At 38.7% G+C, this 21,702-nt stretch carries 25 protein-coding genes; 3 read left to right on the top strand and 22 right to left on the bottom strand.

The genetic code is table 11. The features are described from left to right. Positions 1-537: 537 nt before the first annotated feature. From fliS to MHB58_RS03630, 16 genes are all read right to left on the bottom strand, one after another. Complete coding sequence (fliS, locus tag MHB58_RS03705) at positions 538-945, bottom strand: flagellar export chaperone FliS (protein ID WP_340734724.1); 408 nt, start codon at positions 943-945, stop codon at positions 538-540. Positions 946-989: 44 nt separating this feature from the next. After that, complete coding sequence (locus tag MHB58_RS03700; protein ID WP_340734723.1) at positions 990-1,349, bottom strand: flagellar protein FliT; 360 nt, start codon at positions 1,347-1,349, stop codon at positions 990-992. An 18-nt stretch (positions 1,350-1,367) separates the two neighbouring features. Next, complete coding sequence (fliD, locus tag MHB58_RS03695) at positions 1,368-3,434, bottom strand: flagellar filament capping protein FliD (protein ID WP_340734722.1); 2,067 nt, start codon at positions 3,432-3,434, stop codon at positions 1,368-1,370. A gap of 57 nt (positions 3,435-3,491) precedes the next feature. Next, a complete protein-coding gene (locus tag MHB58_RS03690; protein WP_340734721.1) occupies positions 3,492-3,848 on the bottom strand; it encodes a flagellar protein FlaG in 357 nt (118 codons plus the stop codon). A gap of 302 nt (positions 3,849-4,150) precedes the next feature. After that, a complete protein-coding gene (locus MHB58_RS03685; protein WP_340734720.1) occupies positions 4,151-4,390 on the bottom strand; it encodes a hypothetical protein in 240 nt (79 codons plus the stop codon). 87 nt (positions 4,391-4,477) lie between these two features. Then, positions 4,478-6,208: a flagellin N-terminal helical domain-containing protein gene (locus tag MHB58_RS03680; protein ID WP_340734719.1), complete on the bottom strand. Its 1,731-nt coding sequence runs from the start codon at positions 6,206-6,208 to the stop codon at positions 4,478-4,480. A gap of 221 nt (positions 6,209-6,429) precedes the next feature. Then, a complete protein-coding gene (gene csrA / locus MHB58_RS03675) occupies positions 6,430-6,639 on the bottom strand; it encodes a carbon storage regulator CsrA (RefSeq protein ID WP_340734718.1) in 210 nt (69 codons plus the stop codon). A 4-nt stretch (positions 6,640-6,643) separates the two neighbouring features. Beyond that, entirely contained in the window at positions 6,644-7,081 is a 438-nt protein-coding gene (gene fliW / locus MHB58_RS03670; protein WP_340734717.1) for a flagellar assembly protein FliW, read from the bottom strand. Positions 7,082-7,092: 11 nt separating this feature from the next. Further along, positions 7,093-7,659 (bottom strand): DUF6470 family protein, encoded by a 567-nt coding sequence (locus MHB58_RS03665; RefSeq protein ID WP_340734716.1) that lies wholly within the window; start codon positions 7,657-7,659, stop codon positions 7,093-7,095. 166 nt (positions 7,660-7,825) lie between these two features. Then, positions 7,826-8,749, bottom strand: a complete 924-nt coding sequence (gene flgL / locus MHB58_RS03660) for a flagellar hook-associated protein FlgL (RefSeq protein ID WP_340734715.1) — start codon at positions 8,747-8,749, stop codon at positions 7,826-7,828. 31 nt (positions 8,750-8,780) lie between these two features. Beyond that, a complete protein-coding gene (gene flgK, locus MHB58_RS03655; protein WP_340734714.1) occupies positions 8,781-10,490 on the bottom strand; it encodes a flagellar hook-associated protein FlgK in 1,710 nt (569 codons plus the stop codon). Positions 10,491-10,583: 93 nt separating this feature from the next. Then, a complete protein-coding gene (locus tag MHB58_RS03650) occupies positions 10,584-11,087 on the bottom strand; it encodes a flagellar protein FlgN (protein WP_340734713.1) in 504 nt (167 codons plus the stop codon). A 36-nt stretch (positions 11,088-11,123) separates the two neighbouring features. Beyond that, entirely contained in the window at positions 11,124-11,384 is a 261-nt protein-coding gene (gene flgM, locus MHB58_RS03645) for a flagellar biosynthesis anti-sigma factor FlgM (RefSeq protein ID WP_340734712.1), read from the bottom strand. A 169-nt stretch (positions 11,385-11,553) separates the two neighbouring features. After that, a complete protein-coding gene (locus tag MHB58_RS03640) occupies positions 11,554-11,964 on the bottom strand; it encodes a TIGR03826 family flagellar region protein (RefSeq protein ID WP_340734711.1) in 411 nt (136 codons plus the stop codon). A 67-nt stretch (positions 11,965-12,031) separates the two neighbouring features. Then, a complete protein-coding gene (locus MHB58_RS03635; RefSeq protein WP_340734710.1) occupies positions 12,032-12,637 on the bottom strand; it encodes a ComF family protein in 606 nt (201 codons plus the stop codon). Further along, entirely contained in the window at positions 12,630-13,703 is a 1,074-nt protein-coding gene (locus MHB58_RS03630) for a DEAD/DEAH box helicase (protein WP_340734709.1), read from the bottom strand. The genes MHB58_RS03635 and MHB58_RS03630 overlap by 8 nt, the downstream gene beginning before the upstream one ends. A 502-nt stretch (positions 13,704-14,205) precedes the next feature. Here MHB58_RS03630 and cas5 point away from each other — a divergent pair. After that, on the top strand, positions 14,206-14,310 hold the full coding sequence (gene cas5, locus MHB58_RS20275; RefSeq protein ID WP_445683153.1) for a CRISPR-associated protein Cas5: 105 nt from the start codon (positions 14,206-14,208) through the stop codon (positions 14,308-14,310). A 76-nt stretch (positions 14,311-14,386) separates the two neighbouring features. Here cas5 and MHB58_RS03625 read toward each other — a convergent pair whose 3' ends face one another. The 4 genes from MHB58_RS03625 to MHB58_RS03610 form a co-directional block, all read right to left on the bottom strand. Next, positions 14,387-15,229 (bottom strand): DegV family protein, encoded by an 843-nt coding sequence (locus tag MHB58_RS03625; RefSeq protein WP_340734708.1) that lies wholly within the window; start codon positions 15,227-15,229, stop codon positions 14,387-14,389. Between the two features lie 176 nt (positions 15,230-15,405). After that, complete coding sequence (locus tag MHB58_RS03620) at positions 15,406-15,921, bottom strand: nuclear transport factor 2 family protein (protein WP_340734707.1); 516 nt, start codon at positions 15,919-15,921, stop codon at positions 15,406-15,408. 258 nt (positions 15,922-16,179) lie between these two features. Further along, positions 16,180-16,854, bottom strand: a complete 675-nt coding sequence (locus MHB58_RS03615) for a response regulator (protein ID WP_008407366.1) — start codon at positions 16,852-16,854, stop codon at positions 16,180-16,182. 22 nt (positions 16,855-16,876) lie between these two features. After that, a complete protein-coding gene (locus MHB58_RS03610) occupies positions 16,877-18,040 on the bottom strand; it encodes a sensor histidine kinase (RefSeq protein WP_087615613.1) in 1,164 nt (387 codons plus the stop codon). Between the two features lie 161 nt (positions 18,041-18,201). Between MHB58_RS03610 and MHB58_RS03605 the strand changes: the two genes are divergently transcribed. Beyond that, positions 18,202-18,837, top strand: coding sequence for a YigZ family protein (locus tag MHB58_RS03605; protein ID WP_340734706.1), 636 nt, complete (start codon positions 18,202-18,204; stop codon positions 18,835-18,837). Between the two features lie 141 nt (positions 18,838-18,978). After that, complete coding sequence (locus MHB58_RS03600; RefSeq protein ID WP_340734705.1) at positions 18,979-20,028, top strand: LCP family protein; 1,050 nt, start codon at positions 18,979-18,981, stop codon at positions 20,026-20,028. A gap of 140 nt (positions 20,029-20,168) precedes the next feature. Here MHB58_RS03600 and MHB58_RS03595 read toward each other — a convergent pair whose 3' ends face one another. Further along, positions 20,169-20,363 carry a hypothetical protein gene (locus MHB58_RS03595; RefSeq protein WP_340734704.1) on the bottom strand — a complete coding sequence of 65 codons (195 nt, stop codon included), beginning with the start codon at positions 20,361-20,363 and terminating at the stop codon, positions 20,169-20,171. A gap of 92 nt (positions 20,364-20,455) precedes the next feature. Continuing rightward, positions 20,456-21,511: a glycosyltransferase family 4 protein gene (locus MHB58_RS03590; RefSeq protein WP_014824666.1), complete on the bottom strand. Its 1,056-nt coding sequence runs from the start codon at positions 21,509-21,511 to the stop codon at positions 20,456-20,458. Positions 21,512-21,702 lie beyond the last annotated feature (191 nt).

Below are 21,702 nucleotides of genomic sequence, written 5' to 3'. Positions count from 1 at the left end.
CACTTGGGGTTTTTATGTTGCCATTTCACATACTCACTCACCCCCTTTATCGGTTAAACTGGCATGGTAACCGCTTTTTTCGATGAATTAAAGTAATGGAATTTTTCCAGACAAAAGCAATACCGCAACGGAACAGATTGTGATAAACGTGATAAAAGTTTGCTATAGATGACTAACCGGTTGATTATGTATTTTGGGAAAACGGATGAGATGTTCGAATTCATCGGATGTAGTGCATTTGGGGGTTTAATATTACCGTTTTCTATTTACTAAAAGGCGAATATTAATTTGTTGATGCTAATGGTCGTGGATGTTTATAAATCAATGTAGGTCTATTGATTATGTACGTTTAATTTGTAGTGAATATTTCCAAGTTCGAATTGCTAATTATTTACATTATACAAAATAGTACAATATAATCAATACTATTTTGATTATTTTAAATTTTATAAATAATGAAGTTGAATTTGAGAGAAAAGATATATATGAAAAAGCCGTTGTGAAAAGATGCGTTCTTCTCACAGCGGCTTCTATATTTTAAACTTGTCCAGCTGTACCATACTGCTGCTGGCGTGTAATTTTAATAACTTCTTTCCATGTGTCGCGGAATTCTGTAACTAACCCTTCGACTTCTACAATAATCGTAGGGTCGTTGCTGATATTAGCTTCCATTAAGCGGCGGTTCATATAGTCGTATAATGGAATCATTTGCTTTGATACGTCAAGCTCCGCATTTAAAGTCGACATCAGCTCCGAAATAATCGCCTGTGCCTTTTGGATGTTCGTATTTTTTTCTTCGATATTCTTTTCTTCAATCGCTTTTTTAGCTCTCGTTAAAAATTTCAGGCAGCCATTGTACAGCATTAAAGTAAGCTCACCCGGTGACGCCGTTGTCACACTGTTTTGTTTATATGCATTAAAAGCAGCTGCTGTTTGAACTGTCATCATACACACTCCTCTATAGTTAAAACGCGCATACCGGCACGTTGTTATTTCTTCTGATCGTAGTACTTCCCGTCCATAACACGAACGGATGCATACGGGTTATTATACTGCACTTCACTTTTCTTTGCTGTCTGGACATTTTTCATATCCTGTCTGATTTCATTCATAATTGTTGCAAGTTTTTCCCGGATTCCTTTGTCAAGCTCTTGCAAAAGTGCATGCTGCGGATTCGTTTTGGACAGTGGAATATTTTCCTGTTGAAGGGAGGCAATGAGCTGGCCACGCTCTTCCAGCAGCTCATCAACCGCTTTTAAAAGAGTCTCACGGTCTTCTGTTTGCGCCACTTCCCCAAGCTGCTTAAAAAGCTTTGCGGAAACTTGAAGTAATTGTTGTTCTACCACCATGATTTCGCCTCCGCTTCTTTAATAATACTGACTCATCAATGAAGCCGATTGACTGTTTGCCTTGTTAATCATCGATTCCATCGCACCGAATTGCTTCCAGTAACGGTCTTCAATCTTGATAAGCTTGTCTTTCCACGCATCAAGACTTTGATTCACGTTGCGCAAATATTTACCTAACGTATATTGCGTTTCAGTCATTGAGCCTCGGCCAGCGCGCTCATCGATTTTCTTCTCAATTGCATCCATTTCGTCGCGAATTTTGCGCATGAAACCACGCGTGTCTCCTTGCACCGTTGTACCATCTGCCTTCGTTACCGTTGCAGATTTTTCTCCGCTCATCGTCAACAATTGCACGACCGCATCCGGATCTTCTTCCAATGCTTTTCGTAATTTTGTCTCGTCGATTTCTAGTGTACCCCCGCTGTTGTAATCTTTCGAAGTGCCGATACCGATTGTATATAAGGCATTGTATTTTTGGTTCGTAACAGCGTGATTTGTCTGATAAACAAGACCGCGTAGTGATGAAAGACCACTTGTAATAATTGAATCATTACGCAATAAACCGCTCTTTGAAAATCCTTCCCACTTCTCGATATCTTTTGCATCCATTCCTTTCTTTTGAAGTTCTGTTAATGGCTGGTAATCACGGTATTTAGGCTGCTTTGTTTGAGCGGTCAAATCTGTGATAAATCCATTATACGTTGCAACGAATTCTTTTACTTTGTTCATGATTTCATCGACGTTTGTAGAAGAAGTCATTGTTACAGGACTTGTTGAAAAAGTTGTTGCAGGAGGCTTATTTTCTAATTCAGTAATTGTGCTTTTTGCATTATTATACTCAACTATTCTTGCAGTGAGAGAATTTTTTGCAACCTGTTCATTTTCTAATTTAGTCTTCGTTGTTGTAAGTGTATGAACTTCTTTTAATGTATTAAAATCATTCTCTGTTAAAGTTGGATCAAACAAGGCAATTTGATCATCTGTCAAATCACCATAGGTCAAGACTTGGTCTAGTACCGTTATTGCTTCTTTTGATAGTTTTTCATATACTTCTCCTGCTGTTTGCCCGTTTACATTAACATTGCGTGCATTTTCCAAATTAATATTTTCTGCGCCTAGGCTCATTTGATAAGCACTAATATTATTGTCGTTTATTGTTTTTATAGCAGTTATTCGATCATTTAGATTATTTGGATCCTCTGTTGCAACAGGTAATGTAACATTATAAGTTTTTGCAAGTGAATCTAACATTTGATTTAAGTTATTTGTTGCAAAAGCAAGCGATTCTTTCGCTGCTTTTGTAATGGAGGCTCCTTCGTTAAATATCGATTTCAATGTTACATTATAACCATTCAGAGAGAAAGCATTTGTCGTACGCTCGGTAGAAATTCCGTTTACTTGAAATACTGCATTTTGGCCCTCTTCAGTAACTAAATTTGAAAGGCCTAGTTTAGCAAATAAATCTTTACCATCCATATCGGTTGCCATCGCAGAACCACCGTTTACTTCCTTACCAGTGTTTTTAGCAGTCAAAGATAAACGGCCATTTTCAAACAGCGCAGAAACGCCTGCATTACTTCCATTTATTTTTGTCATTAATTCTCCAACTGTTGTATTGGCATCGATTCCAATTGAAACTTTTTCACCCAATTTTCCTTGGGTGTCGATAGCATGAAGGGTAAACGTTGAGGGCATCGTATCAGTCCCAAATAATGAGCTTAATTTAGTACTGCTTGTTGCATTAATATGTGTACCAATCCCACGAGCTGCCTTAGCTAATTGTGAAACACCTTCAATAGTTAATGAACCTGAAGCCGAACCGGTGGCTACGGCCGACACTAAATCCGAATTCGAACTTGTCGCCGTTTTAGTATTTAAGCTTTTTAAAATAAAATTATCCGCAATATACGAATCCAAAGTTGTCATCTTTTTGTTTACATCACGATAAGCATCACGCTGCCATTCATAAATCTGCTTTTGCTGCTCGAGCTTGTCCATAGGCATTCGTTCAGCCACCATTAATTTTTCTACAATACTATCTATATCCATACCGGATGCTAAACCACCAATACGCATCGTTGACATATTATCTCCTCCAAACTACTTATCCATCAATTTTGCCCTACAATATTACAGCAGACACTAAATTTTTTTATCCACAATCATCCCTACGAGCTTTTGCATTTCATAAAAAACGTCGAGTATTTTTTTTGAAGGAATTTCACGGATTACCTCTTCGGTTTCAGAATTTATGAGCTGTGCATAATACGTATCCAGTCCTTCATGGAATACAAATTTCAGTTCACTGTTATTAATTGTGAAAAACTCATTTAAAGAATCGATCGCCTGCTCTAGTTTTTCTTTTGTGTCTTTCATATCTACTGTGGGTTGTTTTTGTTGCTGGGTAATGACATCCGTCTGTAAAGGACGCTCTGTTATCCTTTCTGTCATCTGCTGTTTCATGTTAGGCATTGAAATACTCGTTCCATCAATTCGCATTTATACCCCTCCGTTAACTTCTTTATATCTAGTTTATCGGCTAAAGTGTCAATTTTTTTATGATTGTTTAAAATATGATAAATTAAAATTTTTAAATTTGTTACTGTAATATTCAAATTAAATTATCCTAATTTCCTACTCCACCTTTTGCTAATCTTTCTATCTTCCCTTAAGAATTTATATGTAAATTTGAGGTTATTGTTTATGTATTTTTTAGCAGATACATTGTATAGCAGGATAAGTGTTTGTGAGGCACTATTGATTTTCTACTTTCCCCCAAAATAAGCAACAGCAACAAATCCTTAATTTATTTTGGGTTGCAGCTGCTGCCCTAGGGAATGGACTTCCTGTTTCATTAGATTTAATCGCTCATTCAATTTATTTAATTCTGTTGTCGTTAGTACATGGTCACGAGCATACTCTGCTAGTTCTTTCATTTCGTAGAGTTTATTCTCAATCTCTTCTAAAATACCATCTTGCCATTTACACCCTTCGAATTGTTTCTCTAATAACCTTTTTAATTCTTGTTGATTTTTATCCATTAGTCATCTCCTACTGAACAGCCTATTACTATTCGCTAATTTAAAAAAGAGACCCTAGCATAGCTAGAGCCTCTAATTTTATAAATATTAACGTAATAATTGAAGTACACCTTGTGGTTGTTGGTTAGCTTGAGCAAGCATTGCTTGAGCAGCTTGAGAAAGGATAGAGTTTTTAGTTTGTTCCATCATTTCTTTTGCCATATCAACGTCACGGATACGAGATTCCGCAGCAGTTAAGTTTTCAGAAGATGTACCTAAGTTATTAATTGTGTGCTCTAAACGATTTTGGAATGCACCAAGATTAGAACGTTGTGCCGAAACAGTTTCAATTGCATCATTGATTACTTTAATAGCTGATGAAGCATTAGTATGATTTGTAACATCTAGAGCAGTTTCTTTAGCATTGTTATTAGTACCATCTGTAACAACGTTTTCAGTTGTAAAACCAGCGTCTCCGACTTTACCAGTAATTCCTAATGCACTTGAGCGCATGTCTGCAATAGAAATAGTCATACTTTGACCTTTATTTGCACCCACTTGGAAATTAGCTTCAAAGTTTTTCTGAACTCCACCGTCTTTAATCTCGATGTTGTTACCTGCAGTTCCTGCTTCGTTTGCTTTAACAATTACAGAATTAGCTGCAACACCAGTACCCTGTGTTAGAGTTACACCATCAATTTTCGCTTGAGTAGCAATTGCCTTAGCTAAAGCTTCGTCATTAGCACCAGCAGACGCTTCGATAGCATCGCTTATATCAATGCCTAGAGCACTACCTTTGTATGCTCCATCGTTTGCATTGTAGAATTCAATTTGAGTGCCATTGATAGTTACACCTGTACCTACTAAATCTTTTGCTTTTTGAACAGTGTCAACTGCAGAAAAATCTAATGTTTTACTTGCTTGAACTGCGTTAGTTGTAGATCCAGTGTTTGCTGCAGCAGCACCATCAATAGTACCAGTATGTGCGACAGCTCCGATTGTACCTGCTGCACCTTCAAAAGCTCCACCTTTAACTGCTGTTACTTTTACATCATTACCTGTTCCACTAACAGTATATTGACCTTTTAAAGTATCATTTGCATCAATCATTTTTTGTAATGAATCTCTTAAACCAGCAGCAGAAGTACCAGTAGTAGAACTTGTAGTATCAATTGCAACATTTGCTGAAGTTGCTGTTACTCCATATCCTTTATTATCACCTGTTGCACCACCATTTGAACCAGCAGCAGTAAATGTAACAGTTAATTCAACACCATTTAATGTAAATTTTGTAGTATCATTTGCTGCCGCACCTGCAGTTAAAGTTACAGTTTGTGTAGCTTCTGTAGTAGCTCTCGCAGCACCACTAGCCAGTTTCCCATCAACATTAGCAACACCCGTAGAATTAAGGTTAGCTTTTCCATCACCTTTTAAAAGGCTTTGAGTATTAAATTCAGTAGTGTTACCGATACGGTTAATTTCAGAAGATAATTGGTTGATTTCTTTTTGGATTTCTCCACGGTCTACAGTAACGTTAGTATCGTTAGATGCTTGTGTAGCTAGTTCACGCATACGTTGTAAAATTGAGTGAGTTTCGTTTAATGCACCCTCAGCTGTTTGGATCATAGAGATACCATCTTGAGCATTTTTAGAAGCTTGGTCTAAACCACGTACTTGTGCACGCATTTTTTCAGAGATTGCAAGACCTGCTGCGTCATCTCCAGCACGGTTAATACGTAGGCCTGAAGCTAATTTCTCCATTGATTTTGATTGTCCAGCTGCTGCACTATTTAATTGACGGTGTGTGTTAAGTGCTGCAATATTATGATTAATTCTCATTTTTAGTTCCTCCTTGGAATGTTTCTGCTCACGTCCTTGCGAGCAATTGTATGTTGTTCGAAGAAGAGATTCTATCCGGCCGGACTAGCCTCTCTTGCTTACATTACTATTATCGTACGAATCAAAGATAGTTTAATACTTTTTAAAAAATATTTTCTAGAAGATAATTGTTCCATTGTTATAAACATAAAAATACCCGCTATTTATGCGGGAAGTTTAAACTATTTATCCTTTAATAAATCAATTGATTTCATAACCGCTTCTTTGTTCGCATCACTTACATCATTTCGCAATTCCCCACGAATAATGTCAATGGTACGAGGTGCTCGGACACCCACTTTAACATAATCACCTTTTACTTCAGTAATAATAAGTTCCACATCATCACCAATCCAAATTGTTTCGCCTACTTTTCGTGATAGTACAAGCATTTATTCACCCCACTTCTTTCGGGTTGCTTAACGGTTGGTGAATAGTAAACATACTATTATCTAAAATAACTTGCTTTGCTTGTTTATTTGTTGTATTTAAAACAATAGGTGCTTTTAAATTAATTGTTGAAGAGGCTAATGTTTCTTTTAAAGTCACAATACCTAGAATAGCGACTTCTCTCTCATCATTTATTTGCAATGCTTCAACAGTAGCTTCATCTAAATCAAAGTTGTAATTCTTTATTGTAATAAAAGGACTCGCCACAATGAATGCAATTTCTTTTGTATTTATCGATTGTAGTACTTGATAAATACTATCATTCGATATAGATAACAAAATGAATTGTCGCTCTTCTTCAAATCCGGGAAGTCCGTGCTGGAAGTGAACTATGTCTGCTTCATTTATTTCGATGTCATCCATATAAGCTGTTTGTATTTTCATCGAATTCTCCTTTAAATGGTCCAATCTATTTTAAGGGACGGGTATTGTAAAACATCAATCTGAGTTTTACCTTTTGTATATTCATGTACGGGTTTTTGAATTGCTACATTAATCTTTGGCTTTTGCATTTGTACCTGTATGTCTACATTGCCGGGATCATATTGAATTTTGACTGATTGATAGGAAGGGATAAATTTAATATTAATTGGTCCAGGTCGTTTTGGTCCGTAGTTTTCCTTCGCAATGGACTGAATAGTTTGTGCGCCTTGCCCTTTCCCTGCACTCAGCATTAATTTCCTACCTTCTTGCGCACGCCTTGCAATTCCATTCATTACTTCTTCACGCCCTCGATTGGCATACTCCTCTACCAATACACCTGTTTTTTTAAATCCTAAATCTGCCCAAAATTGATCTAAGTTAATATCTAGCGTAGGTTTTGTCGTACTTATTTCGAGAATTGCGGCGGGCTGTTCAATTTTTAGATCTGCAGGGCGCTGCTCAATTCGCTGTTCCGCAGGTATTGTTTTCATATCTAATTGAATCTGTTGGTGCGTAATTTCCATACGTGGTATGCGCAATCAAAGTCCTCCTCTTGAAATGTACGATTCATTGCTGTTTGTACCTGTTGCTTCGCTTTCGGTACAAAACTTTAGTAAATTTATTAACGGGATGAAATCTACTACTTTAATAAAACCGTTTGTACCTGCCGCTCCGCTTTCGGGACAGAACTTTAGTAGATTTCATCTAACGGATGAAATCTACTAAAGTTTGCTGAATAATTTTTGCGCCTACAGAAAGTGAGGCTTGGTGAATGGATTCGGCTGTTGCCATTTCTGTGATTGTTTTTGCATAGTCTGTATCTTCATTTTTTGACATCAGCTTCGTTACATTTACTTCTTGAAGTTGTAATCGGTTTTCCATCAACTCTACACGATTCTGCTTTGCACCTACTTCAGCGCGTTTTGCTAGTACATTTTCCGATAATGAATCAAGCCCTAAAATTGTTTGATTTGTTCCGTCAGTACTATTCACTCCTAATTTATCGCCAATTTCTTTACCAGACGCATCTGAAGTTAATAAATCTTCAAGCTCGCCCATAAATGTGTCGATATCATTAAACAAATCGACACCTTCTGTATTAATCTGCATTTTAATACCGTCAAATACATTTACTTCAATAGGCTTTTTTAGTCCCGTTAAATCTGTACTTGACTGAATTGTTCCATCTGCTTTAAAGAGCGGGCTATTTGTATTTGTTCCGGAGAAAATATAGTTTTCTCCCACTCTTGTATTTGCCAAATCCTGAAGGTGCTGCTTGATTTGCGTAATTTCCTGATTAATCTTTTCACGGTCTTCTGATGTATTCGTATCACTTGCCGCTTGCACAACAAGTTCTTTTACTCGAATGAGCACACTACCAGCTTGGCCTAACGCTTCATCTGTAGAATCCAACCAAGAATGGGCTTGACCCATATTACGTTGGTACTGTTCATTTTTATCTAAATCTACACGGTAACCCATACCTTTAACTGCCACTACCGGATTGTCAGAAGGTCGGTTAATCACTTTACCAGAGTTCAGTTGTTCCTGGTATTTCGCCATTTTGTTATAGCTTGTATTTAAGTTACGAAGCATATTGCTCGATAACATCGATTGTGTAACACGCATTAGGGACTCTCCTTTCAAACTTTAAAGCTTACTATAGTCCTGCACGGCCCATACCATTAATGATTTTATCTAGCGTTTCATCGATTACTGTAATCATACGCGCATTTGCATTGTATGCTTGCTGGAATGTAATCATATTCGTCATTTCTTCATCCAAAGATACGGAATTATGGGAAGCACGATTATTTTCAATCTGTAGACGGATTGTTGTTGAGTTGTATTCTAGTGTTGCGGCTTGCTGTCCTTTTACGCCTAGCTCACCGATTAAAGATTTATAAAAGGTTTGGAACGTACCGCCCTGCAGCTCACCAATTACAGTTGATTGAAGTTTCGCAAGTTCCATAATGTTTTTATTGTTACCTTCTTCATTTGGTGCATCGGATACAGCTAAATCTTCAGGACGGATACCATCTACAACTTTCATATCGCGTGCAGTAGTACCTGTAAAAAATGCTTCGCCCGGATTTCCTTTTAAATCAAAAGCTCCATTACCAGTGCCATCTATTTTTCCAGTTTTATGAATCTTATTAAACTTATCAATAAAAGTTGCTGCTAAATCATCTAATTTTCCCAGCATTTCCGGATACAGGCCCTTTACATTTCCCGCTGCATCCTCAAAACCATATGCATCGATTAATGCGACTAGTTTCCCTTTACTCGATTCAAGAGAATTATGGCTAATATTTTCTTGATTACGTTGATAAATAAATTCAGGTATATTATAGTCTTCATCATAATTTACATGAGTTGGATCAGTAAAGGTAGGATCGTAGTCCGGATTTAGCTTTTTGATAGGTACGCTGGTCATCGTAATGTGACTAAAAGGAGAATAGCCAGCAGTTTGTGAGTTATCCACATCACCATCGATTTTTTTGTATACTGGATTACCTGCTGCATCTAATACAGGTGTACCATTAGGATTTAGCTCCGGACCGACAGTTGATAGTTCCCCATACTCTTTCCCGCGCACTAAATCAATCGATTTACCATTTACATCCTTAAATGTAACTGTCATACTGCCCTCAGCAATCTCCAATGCAGCACCGCCTGACTTTTCGTATGAAATCGATACCGGAATAATATCATTCAATTTATCTAATAAAACATCACGAGCATCGTAAAGGTCATTAGGCATATAACCATTCGGCTCAATCGCTTGCACTTGTTTGTTAATATCAGCAATCTGTTTTAGTAGGCTGTTTACTTCGCTTGTCACAACATTAATTTCATTTCCGATATTGCCTTGAATTTGCTTAAGTTGTGTATCCATATAGTTAAATGACTCGGCTAAAGACTGGCCTTTTGAAATCATTACTTGGCGAGCCGCCGTATCTTTTGGATCTGCTACTACATCTTCCATTGACTTCCAAAATTCTGTAAACGCTTGGTTGATTCCGAATTCTGATGGCTCTGACATAACATCTTCCATTTGGGAAATTGATTGTGTCGTTGATTGCCAATAGCCTAATTTATTTGTTTCTTGGCGATATTGACGATCCACAAATTCATCGCGAATCCGTTGTACAGAATGTGCCTGTACCCCTGTTCCAATATGCCCAGCTGTTTTACCTGTATTTAAACCCGGACTTGGAAATCCCGGTGTTGTTTCCATATTGACGCGCTGGCGAGAATAGCCGAGTGTGTTGGCATTTGAAATATTATGTCCTGTTGTGTAAAGCGCTGATTGCTGCGTGAACAGGCCGCGTTTGCTTGCTTCAAGTCCCATAAATGTTGAACGCATTGTAGGACCTCCCTTTTAAGTGTGTTATTTCTGATAAGTATTAATAAAAAATCGCATGTATTGATTCCGCAGCATGCGGAAGCTTACATGCGATTAGGCTTTAAATTCATTGAATGAACGTTTCGTAACTTCAGCATTCCCGCGTATTTGCGCGCCGGAATAATTGAATTGCTCATTTTGATGTGGGCGCATTGCATCCAATGTAATGTTTATAAACTGCAGTGAATTCATAACCAATTTCTGATTCAAATCGTTTTGCATCTTCAATTGATTCAGCAACGCGATTAATCGTTCGCGCACACTGACCAATTTTTCTGTGGATTCGCTGTTTTCAGCGGCCATTATCACATCGGCAACAGACGGTGTGTCAGTGAGAGCAATTCCTTTTGCTCGAAGGTAATCCGTTACCATCGACTGACGCTGTTGTTCAAATGTGTTAATCGCCGCTACATGCGCCTGCTCTTTTTTGATGAGCTGATCAAGCTGTTCCATATCACCTTGCTTAATATATTCCGTTTTCGCAAGCGCTAGTTCCAACAGACTTTTATGCATTTTCTCTAGCTTCTCCAGCGTGACGACAATATTGGCAATTGACATGTATTTAGCGCTCCCTTGCTTGTAAAATTTCTGTTATTAGTCGCGGAAGAATTTCAGCATGTCTTCAGCAACCTTCTTTGCGTCTACTTTGTAGTTTCCAGAATCAATATCTTCCTTAATCTTTTTCACACGTTCTGCACGCTCATTTGCATAGGTCGAATTTGCCTGCATCTCTTTTGCTTTAGTTGAAATTTCGATCTGGTCTGCAAATGTTTTTTGAGTTTCTGCACTCTTTACAGCGCGTGCCTGTTTGTTGTAAGGATTGACTGCCTGCAAACCGATTGGATTAATCTTCATCTTTATAGACCTCCTCTCAAATTAAAAGCTATGTCTACTTTATATTTCGACTGCTTCGGCCAATTGTTTATGCTTTATCGCAAAAAACTGGACTTATGTAGTATATTATTATGCTCATTTTACGAAAAATAAAAACGAAGTCCTATTCAAACGACTCCGTTTTACGAAATTATTTTTTTCCAGAGAGATATGTCCCACGATTCTGGCGATTCATCTCATCACGGAATTCCTGTGCTGCTTCCAATGTACGCAAATCTGATTTTAATTCATTTTGGCATTTTTCACATAGCTTCCCTGTAGTTGTCAAACGTCCACAGTTGTCGCACGGGTAGCCAAGATTCGGAAACATCGCCGGGTGCAGACGCCCTTTTCGTACCCATTTATAAAGCAGTTCCCGCTCAACCCCTGTCGCCTCAACTATTCGGTCTACATTTGCTGCACGGTTTTCACGCTTACGCAGAAAACGATACACTTCCTGATATTGGTCCTCTTCTTTTTGCGCACAGTTATGGCAAACTTCTCTCAAACCAGTGTAGTTAAAAAAACCGTTACACGTCGGGCAATTTCTTAATTCAGCCATTTTGAGCCCTCCTCATTCCTTCACTTTTAAAATGCTTTAGTAATCTTGATTAAAAAGGTTCTAAATTTTACCCATGGATTAATGTGAATCCGTCCACTGTTTTCGCACCGGCTTCGAGCAGCGCCTTTTTCGCATGGTTTAATGTTGTCCCTGTAGTATAAATATCGTCAACTATAAGTAAACTTTTATCTTTTATTGCAGCCGGATTGATAACTTCAAATAGTTGTGGGGTTTGCAGCCGCTCTTCTCGTGTTTTCAGTGATTGCTGCTCAGTCGAAAGCTTAATTAAATGGTGGGCAAAGGGGATATTCGCAAACTTTAGCAATTCATCGATATGTGCAAACGTTCGTAATCGCAAATTTTCGGGATGCATTGGGATAGGGATAATGAGGCGGCTTTCATTTTTTAGCTGTTCATGGAGGATTTTATTGAATACTTTTGCAAGGAGTATGTCGTGAAGGAACTTATAGCGGTGCAAGTAATCTTTCATCGCTTCATTATAGTGGAATAAAGACACGATACCTTCTTCCTGTTGCTGCTCGATTCGTTGAAAGCGTTGTTCACAGCGCGGGCAGATTGTTTGAGGCACTGTTTTCAGCAGCAGTTCTTTCCAGCCAATATTTTGATGTAGCTCACGATCACATAAGAGGCAATTCAAAATTGGCTTATTCATGGCTGTTCATCTCCATTATTTTGTTGAGTGCCCGGTCCATTTCCATTGTAATACCATGATGGAAAAATACGATATCCCCTGTAGGATACTGCACATTACGTCCTACCCTTCCGCTTATTTGGATGAGAGCACTGGATGTGAAGACCGGATTATCCGCACCTACTACAGCGACTTGGACATTTTTAATCGTGATTCCGCGCTCCAATATTGTCGTCGTCAATAAACCTGTCCGCTGCTCATTGCGCAATTGCAAGACTTTTTCTTTTCGGTCTGGATCTTCGGAATGGACACTTTCAATGGTAGATTCTATTTTTTGAAACAAGGGTGTTGCTTGTTCCATTAATTCGATTGTTGGAAAGAAGATGAGGAATGGCTCGTTTTCCTGGATCCTTTGCTTGACCCATGTATGGAGCTTTTGAGGGATTTTATTTTTCTGAAATGCTTTTTCATAATTCCATAAGGACTCGAACCTCGGCACCGGCAAGGCATGGCCATGGTACCTCCTTGCTATAAATGAGTAGCCCCATTTTTTTCTTTTTTGCTGAAGGAGCAGTTTGTTTGAAGGAGTAGCCGTTACAAAAGCAATCGGGGCATCAGCTTTTTTTGCTTTCATGACCGCACGCAGCAACGCTTCGTCATAGGTATACGGGAAGGCATCTGCTTCATCGACAATCATGACATCAAATGCATTTTCAAACCGATACAACTGATGTGTTGTCGCCAGAACAAGCTGCGCAAACTCGGCGTTATTTTCCGCGCCGCCGTATAGTGCATGGATCGTAATCTTTTGGAACACCTGCTGAAAACGAGGGTACAATTCTAGGACTACATCCGTTCTAGGCGTTGCCACACAAACTCTTTTACCTGTTTTCAGTAATTCGTATATAGTAGCAAAAAGAATCTCTGTTTTACCAGCACCACAAACGGCATGCACAAGATGATTTCTATTTTGTGAAATACTTTGGGCGAGTTCATCCGCCGCTTTTTGCTGATGAGAGGTAAGGTTGCCCGTCCATGCAAACTGAACTTGCGATCTTGGTTTCGGGGTTTTCGTTCCTTTCCACAAAATTAACTCATCACAGCTGCACATTCGCCCCATCGTAATACAGTGCCGGCAATAGTGACAGATTTTTTGACACTTCGCACAGGGAAAGGAAACAAATTTATATGGTTGTTCATTTTGACAACGACGGCAAGTAAGCTTGGGTGCTGTGATGACAGCTGGGGTTGTTTCAAAATAGCCGTGGTTGATGTAGGTGTCAATTTTTTGCTGGGGAAATGGAGTATGACGGCGCGCCCAAATTCGGCCAGTGAAGAAATTTACGATTGCCGGTTCGGGGATGAGTCCAGTGTATCGGGTGTGGGTTGGATAATGAAATTTATTTGAACCACTGGAGTGGTTGGTGAACAAGGGATTGTGAAGTCGATAACGTTTGTTTATTGAGGTTGTTGTTAACATAATTTTCGCTCCTTTATTCAATTTTATTTTTAAGTGTTGATAATCTTCGAAATAAAATGGCCTAATGAAGTACCTAGGATTATTCTACTTTTAATACGATAGATTCTACATTTTCCTGTTCATATTCGACTTTCAGGGGCCCACATTCCACTTTCGCCCTGTGACTTTCTACTTTTCACGGCCCACATTCTACTTTCCAGCCACGAACTTCTAATTCCACCGCCCACCTGCCCACAATTCAAAAAACAGCCACTAACTCCCTCAGAAGTAGTGACTGTTAAGCCTAAAAATTATTTCTTAATCCATCCCATCGCCATTGCACCTTCACCTAGGTGTGTGCCGATGACCGGACCGAAGTAGCTTAGCGTGAAATCGACTGTCGGGTAAGCCGCTTCCAGAGATTTCATCCATTCGCGGGCTTCATCCTCACAGTTGGCGTGAATGACTGTTGCTTGAAGAGCGCCGTGCTTTTCGACTGCTGAAGCGAGTTGTTCTTCCACTCGGCGTAGTGCTTTTTTGCGTGTACGGATTTTTTCGAATGGCACGATGACTTTGTTCTGGAAAGTTAAAATCGGTTTTACTTGAAGCAATCCGCCGATTAATGCCGCTGCTGCTGATAAGCGACCGCCGCGCTGCAGATGCTGCAGATCGTCGACAATAATGTAATCATCCATCGAGTCTTTCAGATCGTTTAAATGTGTCATAATCTGCTCGCCTGAAGCGCCTTTCGATGCTAGTTTAGCAGCTTCTTTTACATAAAAGCCTTGCAAGTAGGCTGCAACTTCCGAATCAAAAGCGTGAACGTCTACACCTTCCACCATTGCACCCGCTTGGACCGCGCCTTGGAAAGTTCCACTAATTCCGCTTGATAAGTGAATCGTTACAATTTCATCATAATCTTTACCTAGTGTTTCATAAAGCTCAACAAATTTTCCGACAGATGGCTGCGTCGTTTTCGGAAACTCCGCTGCACCGCGCACACGGTCGTAAAATTCTGAAGCTGTAATATCAATTTCTTCATCGTAAAATGTTCCTTCAATGTTAACACTTAGAGGAATCATATGGACATTGTACGAATTTCGTTCTTCAAGTGTTAAATAGGCTGTACTATCTGTAACAATTGCTGTTTTCATCGCTCTCCCACTCTCCTATGTTCATTAGTTTACATGAACTCACTATAATTGTGAACGGTAAATTGCCATTCTTATAGGGAACTTCCCGCTGTCTCAACCTCATCGCTATATGAAAAAAACATCTTGGCATCGATTCGCACAAGACGTTTTTACTTTATATTATAGAAGATAAGTTTTTATTCACTACCGATATAATAGATACTCGAAACTTTCCAACTGTCTTCCTTCTTAAATACCGTTACTTGGCGGCCGACACCGGATAGTTCGGCACCTGTGTCAATTTCTTTCGTTTCGGTCTTTAAATTGGAAAATACTTGGGCTTCTTCGCCACTATATTTAACAATCGTAATATCTTCAGCCGTACGTTTTACATCATATTGATTAAACACGTTGGAAACCGCCTCGATGTCTTCATCATAATTAAAGCCTGTTGCATTTTTTGAAATTATATTTTTATAACGTTCTAAATCTTTTTCATTAAAGGCTGCAATATACTCATTAAAAGCAGAGATAATATTATTTTTTTCTTCCTCCGGGACATCTGTAGCTTCTTCAATCGAATCTCCCATCATTTCAAAACCTACAGTACCTTCATCAATCGTTTTCTGCAGATTTTCAGGTGAAGCTTCTTGTTTATCCCCGCAAGCTGCCAGTACAAAAACCGCCAGTACAGCTACCAACCATTTTTTCATAATTTTACAACCTCCCGCAAAACATTTTAGCACACAATATTAGAAAAACACATCTTGTATTAAATAGCACGAATAATGTTTTCTAATGCTGATTTCATTGAAAACGAATACCTTATCGTCTTCAAAACATTAGGACGAAACTTGTTCACAGATGTTTCATAGATAAAACTGCAAGGTCTATTTATTAATCCTCAATAATATGCAAAAATAAAAACAGGGAGACGAATTCGAATCCCTGTTTAAACGTATAATATGTAATTAACGTACTTCTACCCAGCCGTTTTTGATTGCTGTTACAACTGCTTGTGTACGGTCATTAACATTCATTTTTTGTAAAATACTTGATACATGGTTTTTAACCGTTTTTTCCGAGATGAATAATGTCTCACCGATTGTACGGTTTGATTGGCCATCTGTTAATAGTTGAAGCACTTCGCATTCACGCTTCGTTAATAAGTGGAATGGACGGCGAATTTCTGTTTGGTGGAAATTACCTTTGTTTTCGTGCTCTGATAGACGGCGGAATTCCGCAACCAGATTTTTCGTTACTTTCGGGTGCAGATATGAACCACCGTTTGAAACAACTTTGATTGCTTCAACGATTTCATCGGCATCCATTTCTTTCAGCATATAGCCAAGAGCACCTGATTTTAATGCGTGTGTTACATAAGATTCATCATCATGAATCGATAAAACCATTACTTTCGCATCCGGATATACAGCGATTAAATCAGCAGTCGCCTCAACACCGTTTTTACCTGGCATATTAATATCCATTAATACGACATCCGGTTCGTTTTGTTCATACAAGTTTACGATATCTGTACCGTCATCACCTTCAGCAACAACCTCGAATGTGTCTTCAAAATCTAAAATACGTTTTACCCCTTCACGGAATAATTGGTGATCATCTACAATAATAATTTTCGTCATTTCGAAACCCCCTGGAATTCTGCTATCTTATCTCTTCATCTTTTGTCGGCAATGGAATTTTCATTAAAATTGTTGTTCCTTTACCGATGCTGCTGCTAATTTTCAAAGAACCTTTCAGCAGATCAATTCTTTCTTTCATTCCTATAATACCGAAAGATCCTTCACGAGCGCTTTCCGTATCAAATCCAACCCCATTATCTTTTACCACAACATTAATTTCGTCACATAACCACTCAAGTTTAACAATAATCAGGTTCGGCTTTCCGTGTTTCAATGCATTGTTTACACTTTCCTGCACTAAACGGAAAACGGCGACCTCATAATCTGAAGGAATTCTGCGCTCGTTATTATATGAAAGGAACTGAATCTCAACACCTGGATTGTATTCCATAATCGTAGATAAATACTTTTTCAATGTTGGATCAATACCTAAATCATCGAGTGCCATTGGACGTAAATCATAAATAATGCGGCGTACTTCTGATAAGGCGTTGCGAACGCTTATTTTCAAGTCATGAATTTCTTTTAAAGCGGCGTCTGCTCCTTTTTCTCGGAAAGTGCGGTCAATTAAATTCGAACGCATCAGCACATTCGCCATCATTTGTGCAGGCCCATCATGAATTTCACGTGATAAACGTTTTCGTTCTTCTTCCTGGGCTGCGATAATACGTATGCCAAAATCTTGTTTGATCTTCGCCTGTTCCAGTGCTGCTCCGACATTTTTCAGGTCGGTTGTCAAAAAATTGATAACAACATTTACTTGGTTCACGATATGATCCGCTCTTTCAATCGTATCATAAAGTGTGCGCAGGCGTCTTTCCAAATCGTCACGCTTATCTCTTAGCTGCTTTTCGCGCTCCCGGCAAAGGGAGACCTTTAATTGTAAGTTACTTGTATTTTCATAAGCTGCACGTATTTGCTCTTCTGAATGATTATTGAAACTTTTACTTACAACGACTAATCGCTGTCTAGACAATTGAAGCAACTTTTCCAAGTTATCACTTTCATCTATTATAATCTTTATTTCATGACGCACAACTTCCAGCTCTTGTTGCATTTCTTCAAAGTTTCTGCGGCTTTGTTCGCTTATAATAAATACATCATCTTTCGAACTTGTAATAGTTTCCAACATTCGATTAAATATTACATCAAGCGAGGCGATGTCTATTTGATTGTTTTCTAGCACTTTTTCCCCACCTTACTTAGTCAGAATGCGAACTACTCTATCTTTTTACTTTGCAACCTACTATTATAGTACATACATATTATATCATTAGTAAATCATTTTTTAAGTTAAATTATAACCACAAATTTGAAATCAAATTGTAATATTAAGGAGAATCGATAATGAGAAATAACTACATTACTGTAAAAGGTTACGGAGAATCAGAAATCATCATATCAAAATCACGTTTTTTAACTTATGTCGAACGCGTTGAGACGGAAGAAGAAGCGATTCTCTTTATAGATAAAATAAAAAAAATGCATGCATCGGCTACCCATAACTGCTCCTGCTATATAATCGGGGAGCATGACCAGATCCAAAAAGCGAATGATGACGGGGAACCAAGCGGTACTGCAGGCGTCCCTATGTTAGAAGTACTTAAAAAACAAGGTTTAAAAGATACGGTTGTTGTCGTTACTCGCTATTTCGGCGGGATTAAGCTTGGCGGAGGCGGTTTGATCCGCGCCTATAGTAAAGCTACAACAGAAGGAATCGCTGCTGCCCAAGTTGTTGAGCGAAAATTGCATTATTTAATGAAAATTGAGATTGATTATGTGTGGTTAGGGAAATTAGAAAATGAGATACGCGGTTCCCACTACCCTCTTCATGATATTCAGTATGCGGAAAATGTAGAAATTTATGTACATGTTTTAAAAGAAGAAGAGCAAACATTTATCGACTGGATTACTGAACTGACAAACGGGCAGGCAGCAATTAAAAACGAAGACGCGCTTTTCATCGAATTTTCGAAGGAATAACCTCGAAATAAATGTCATCATAATGCAAGATTTCGTTACTTTACGACAAAAGGTGATTGTAGTATATTAGATAAGATTACGAATTAACTAGTATAACCAATTAAATATAGTAACCTATCCCTAACCTAGAGGAGAATCTTTATGACAACAAGGCAAAATAAAAAGAAAGGCTCTTCGAAATTCAGATTATTTCTTAAAGTTACGATGCTTCTGACTCTTTCACTCGCAATTTGCGCAACAGCATACGGTGTCTATTTGACGAAGCAAGCCGAACATGCAGCAGACAGTGCATATGAAGTAATCAAGGACCGCAAAATGTCGGACCAGCGAGAAGTAAAAGTTGAGCCTGCCCAAGACAATGTATCTATTTTAATTTTAGGTGTCGATGACAGTGATAAGCGCGGACAAGGTGCAGACAATTCCCGCACAGATGCCCTTTTGCTTGCCACTTTGAACAATAAAACAAAAACAGTTAAACTAGTAAGTATTCCACGTGATTCATATGTTTACATCCCTCACATCGGATATAACGATAAAATCAACCATGCGCATGCGCGCGGTGGTACACTTGCTTCAATTGAAACTGTAGAAGAATTATTTGATATCCCAATTGATTACTATATGCGTGTAAACTTTAATGCCTTCATCGATATTGTCGATGCATTAGGCGGCATAGAAGCAGAAGTACCTTACGCAATGCTTGAAAAAGACGAGTTCGACCGCAACACAGTCAACTTGCAACCAGGATTGCAAACATTGGACGGCCGTGAAGCACTGGCACTTGCCCGCACACGTAAACAGGACAATGACATTGAACGCGGTAAACGCCAGCAGGAAATCATTCAGGCGATCGCTTCTAAAGCAGCATCATTTACATCACTTTCAAAATACGATGATATTTTATCCGCTGTCGGTAACAATATGAAGACAGATATGACATTCACTGAAATGAAATCGTTCTTCAGCTATTTAACAAACGGCATGCCTCGTATTGATACATTGACATTGGAAGGCTATGACGACATGTCGACAGGTGTTTACTATTACAAACTGGATGAAGAAGCGCTTGCAGAAACAAGCCATATTTTAAAAAGTCATTTAGGACTTACTCCGGAATCGACAAACATTTCGGGCACAAGCTCTCAATCCAATTCAGCTTATACAACAAAAACAAATTCCGATACACAATAACCGAAACCAACCTCCGCAAGTAATGCGGGGGTTGGTTTTTTATATGGCGTTTCTACTATAGTATGGGGGGTGTTCAACTTTACGGGTATTCTGATCCACTTTCCCTGAGAATTTGCCAATAAATTCACGAGTTCTACTTTTCAGGTGATCCGTTCTACATTTTCACGAGAAGCTTCTACTTTAGCTTCAGAACTTTCTACTTTCACTTCATTCCGTTCCACTTTCCCCCGCAAATCTTCTAATAAATTCGCGCGTTCTATATTTCCCTGCGAGACTTCTACTTTAGCTCCAGACCATTCTACTTTCACTTCATCTCTTTCCACTTTAGCCGCCAAACATTCTACTTCCTCCAACGGCTTGGCAAATAACTTCTCCTAAAACAAAAAACAAGCAAACGGCACAATGCCATTTACTTGTTTCGATCTTTTCACTTATTAAATATTCTTACGAGGTTGAGCAATGGTTTATAGTTTTTGCCGGCGAGGCCGATAATTTCTACAAAAAGCTCAATCGCCACTAATATAACGGCAATGAGTAAAATTGCACCCCATACTTTTGCCATCGAGAAAATGACAGCAGCGAGACCGAACATTGCAGCCATCGCATAAATAATCATCACTGTTTGACGATGCGAGAATCCTAAATCTAATAAACGGTGGTGTAAATGCGATTTATCCGGATCCGACCACTTTTTACCGCTACGCAAACGACGCACGATTGCAAAGAATGTATCGGAAATTGGAACACCCAGCATAATAACCGGGATAACGAATGAAATAACCGCTACGTTTTTAAATCCTAATAGTGCGAGCACCGAAATCATAAATCCTAAAAACAGTGCACCTGTATCTCCCATGAAAATTTTCGCTGGGTGGAAGTTGAAAAACAGGAAACCGATTGTTGCAGCAGCCAAAATTGCAGCCATTGCGATAACAATACCGTTACCCATGATCATTGCCATTACGGCTAATGTCATTAATGCAATTGTTGAGACACCTGCAGCTAGTCCATCAAGACCATCGATTAAGTTAATCGCATTAGTAATACCAACAATCCAAATAATCGTGAACGGAATACCTAACCAGCCGAATTCCAGTTCCCCACCAAACGGTAAGTTAATATTATCAATTTGAATACCGCCGACAAATACAACGATGCAGGCAGCAATGACTTGACCAAGCAGCTTAGCCTTTGCGGAAATTTCCCGCATATCATCAACAATACCTGTTGCTACGATAATTGTCGCGGCAATTAAAATTGCATATAAGTAGTCACTTTCAAAGTTCGTGACTAATTTTAAAAGTAATATCCCGATCATAAACGCACCAAAAATTGCTAAACCGCCTAATCGTGGCATAATGCGAGCATGCACTTTACGATAGTTCGGGGCATCTACAGCTCCAAGGCGAAAAGCCAATCGCTTCACAAGCGGAGTTAGTATAATAGCAGCAATAAAAGCTACGATTAAAGACACGTAAATCATGTCTCTCCTCCTTAATTTTTGTAGTATTAAGCATTACAATAAATCGCCTTTTGGAGATTCATTAAAAACTCTACATGTTTATTCAAGTTAAGTATAGCATGAACAATTCATAAAATATAGCTCAAATTCCTTCCACTATTTATTCCGCTCATAAATTTTATCTAGTAAACTTCTAGCATATTGCTAAGTAC

The sequence above is a fragment of the Solibacillus sp. FSL K6-1554 genome (assembly GCF_038005185.1).
Taxonomy (GTDB): Bacteria; Bacillota; Bacilli; order Bacillales_A; family Planococcaceae; genus Solibacillus; species Solibacillus silvestris.
The sequence above is the reverse complement of the archived record's forward strand: the minus strand, read 5'-3'. Positions and strand labels throughout refer to the sequence as shown.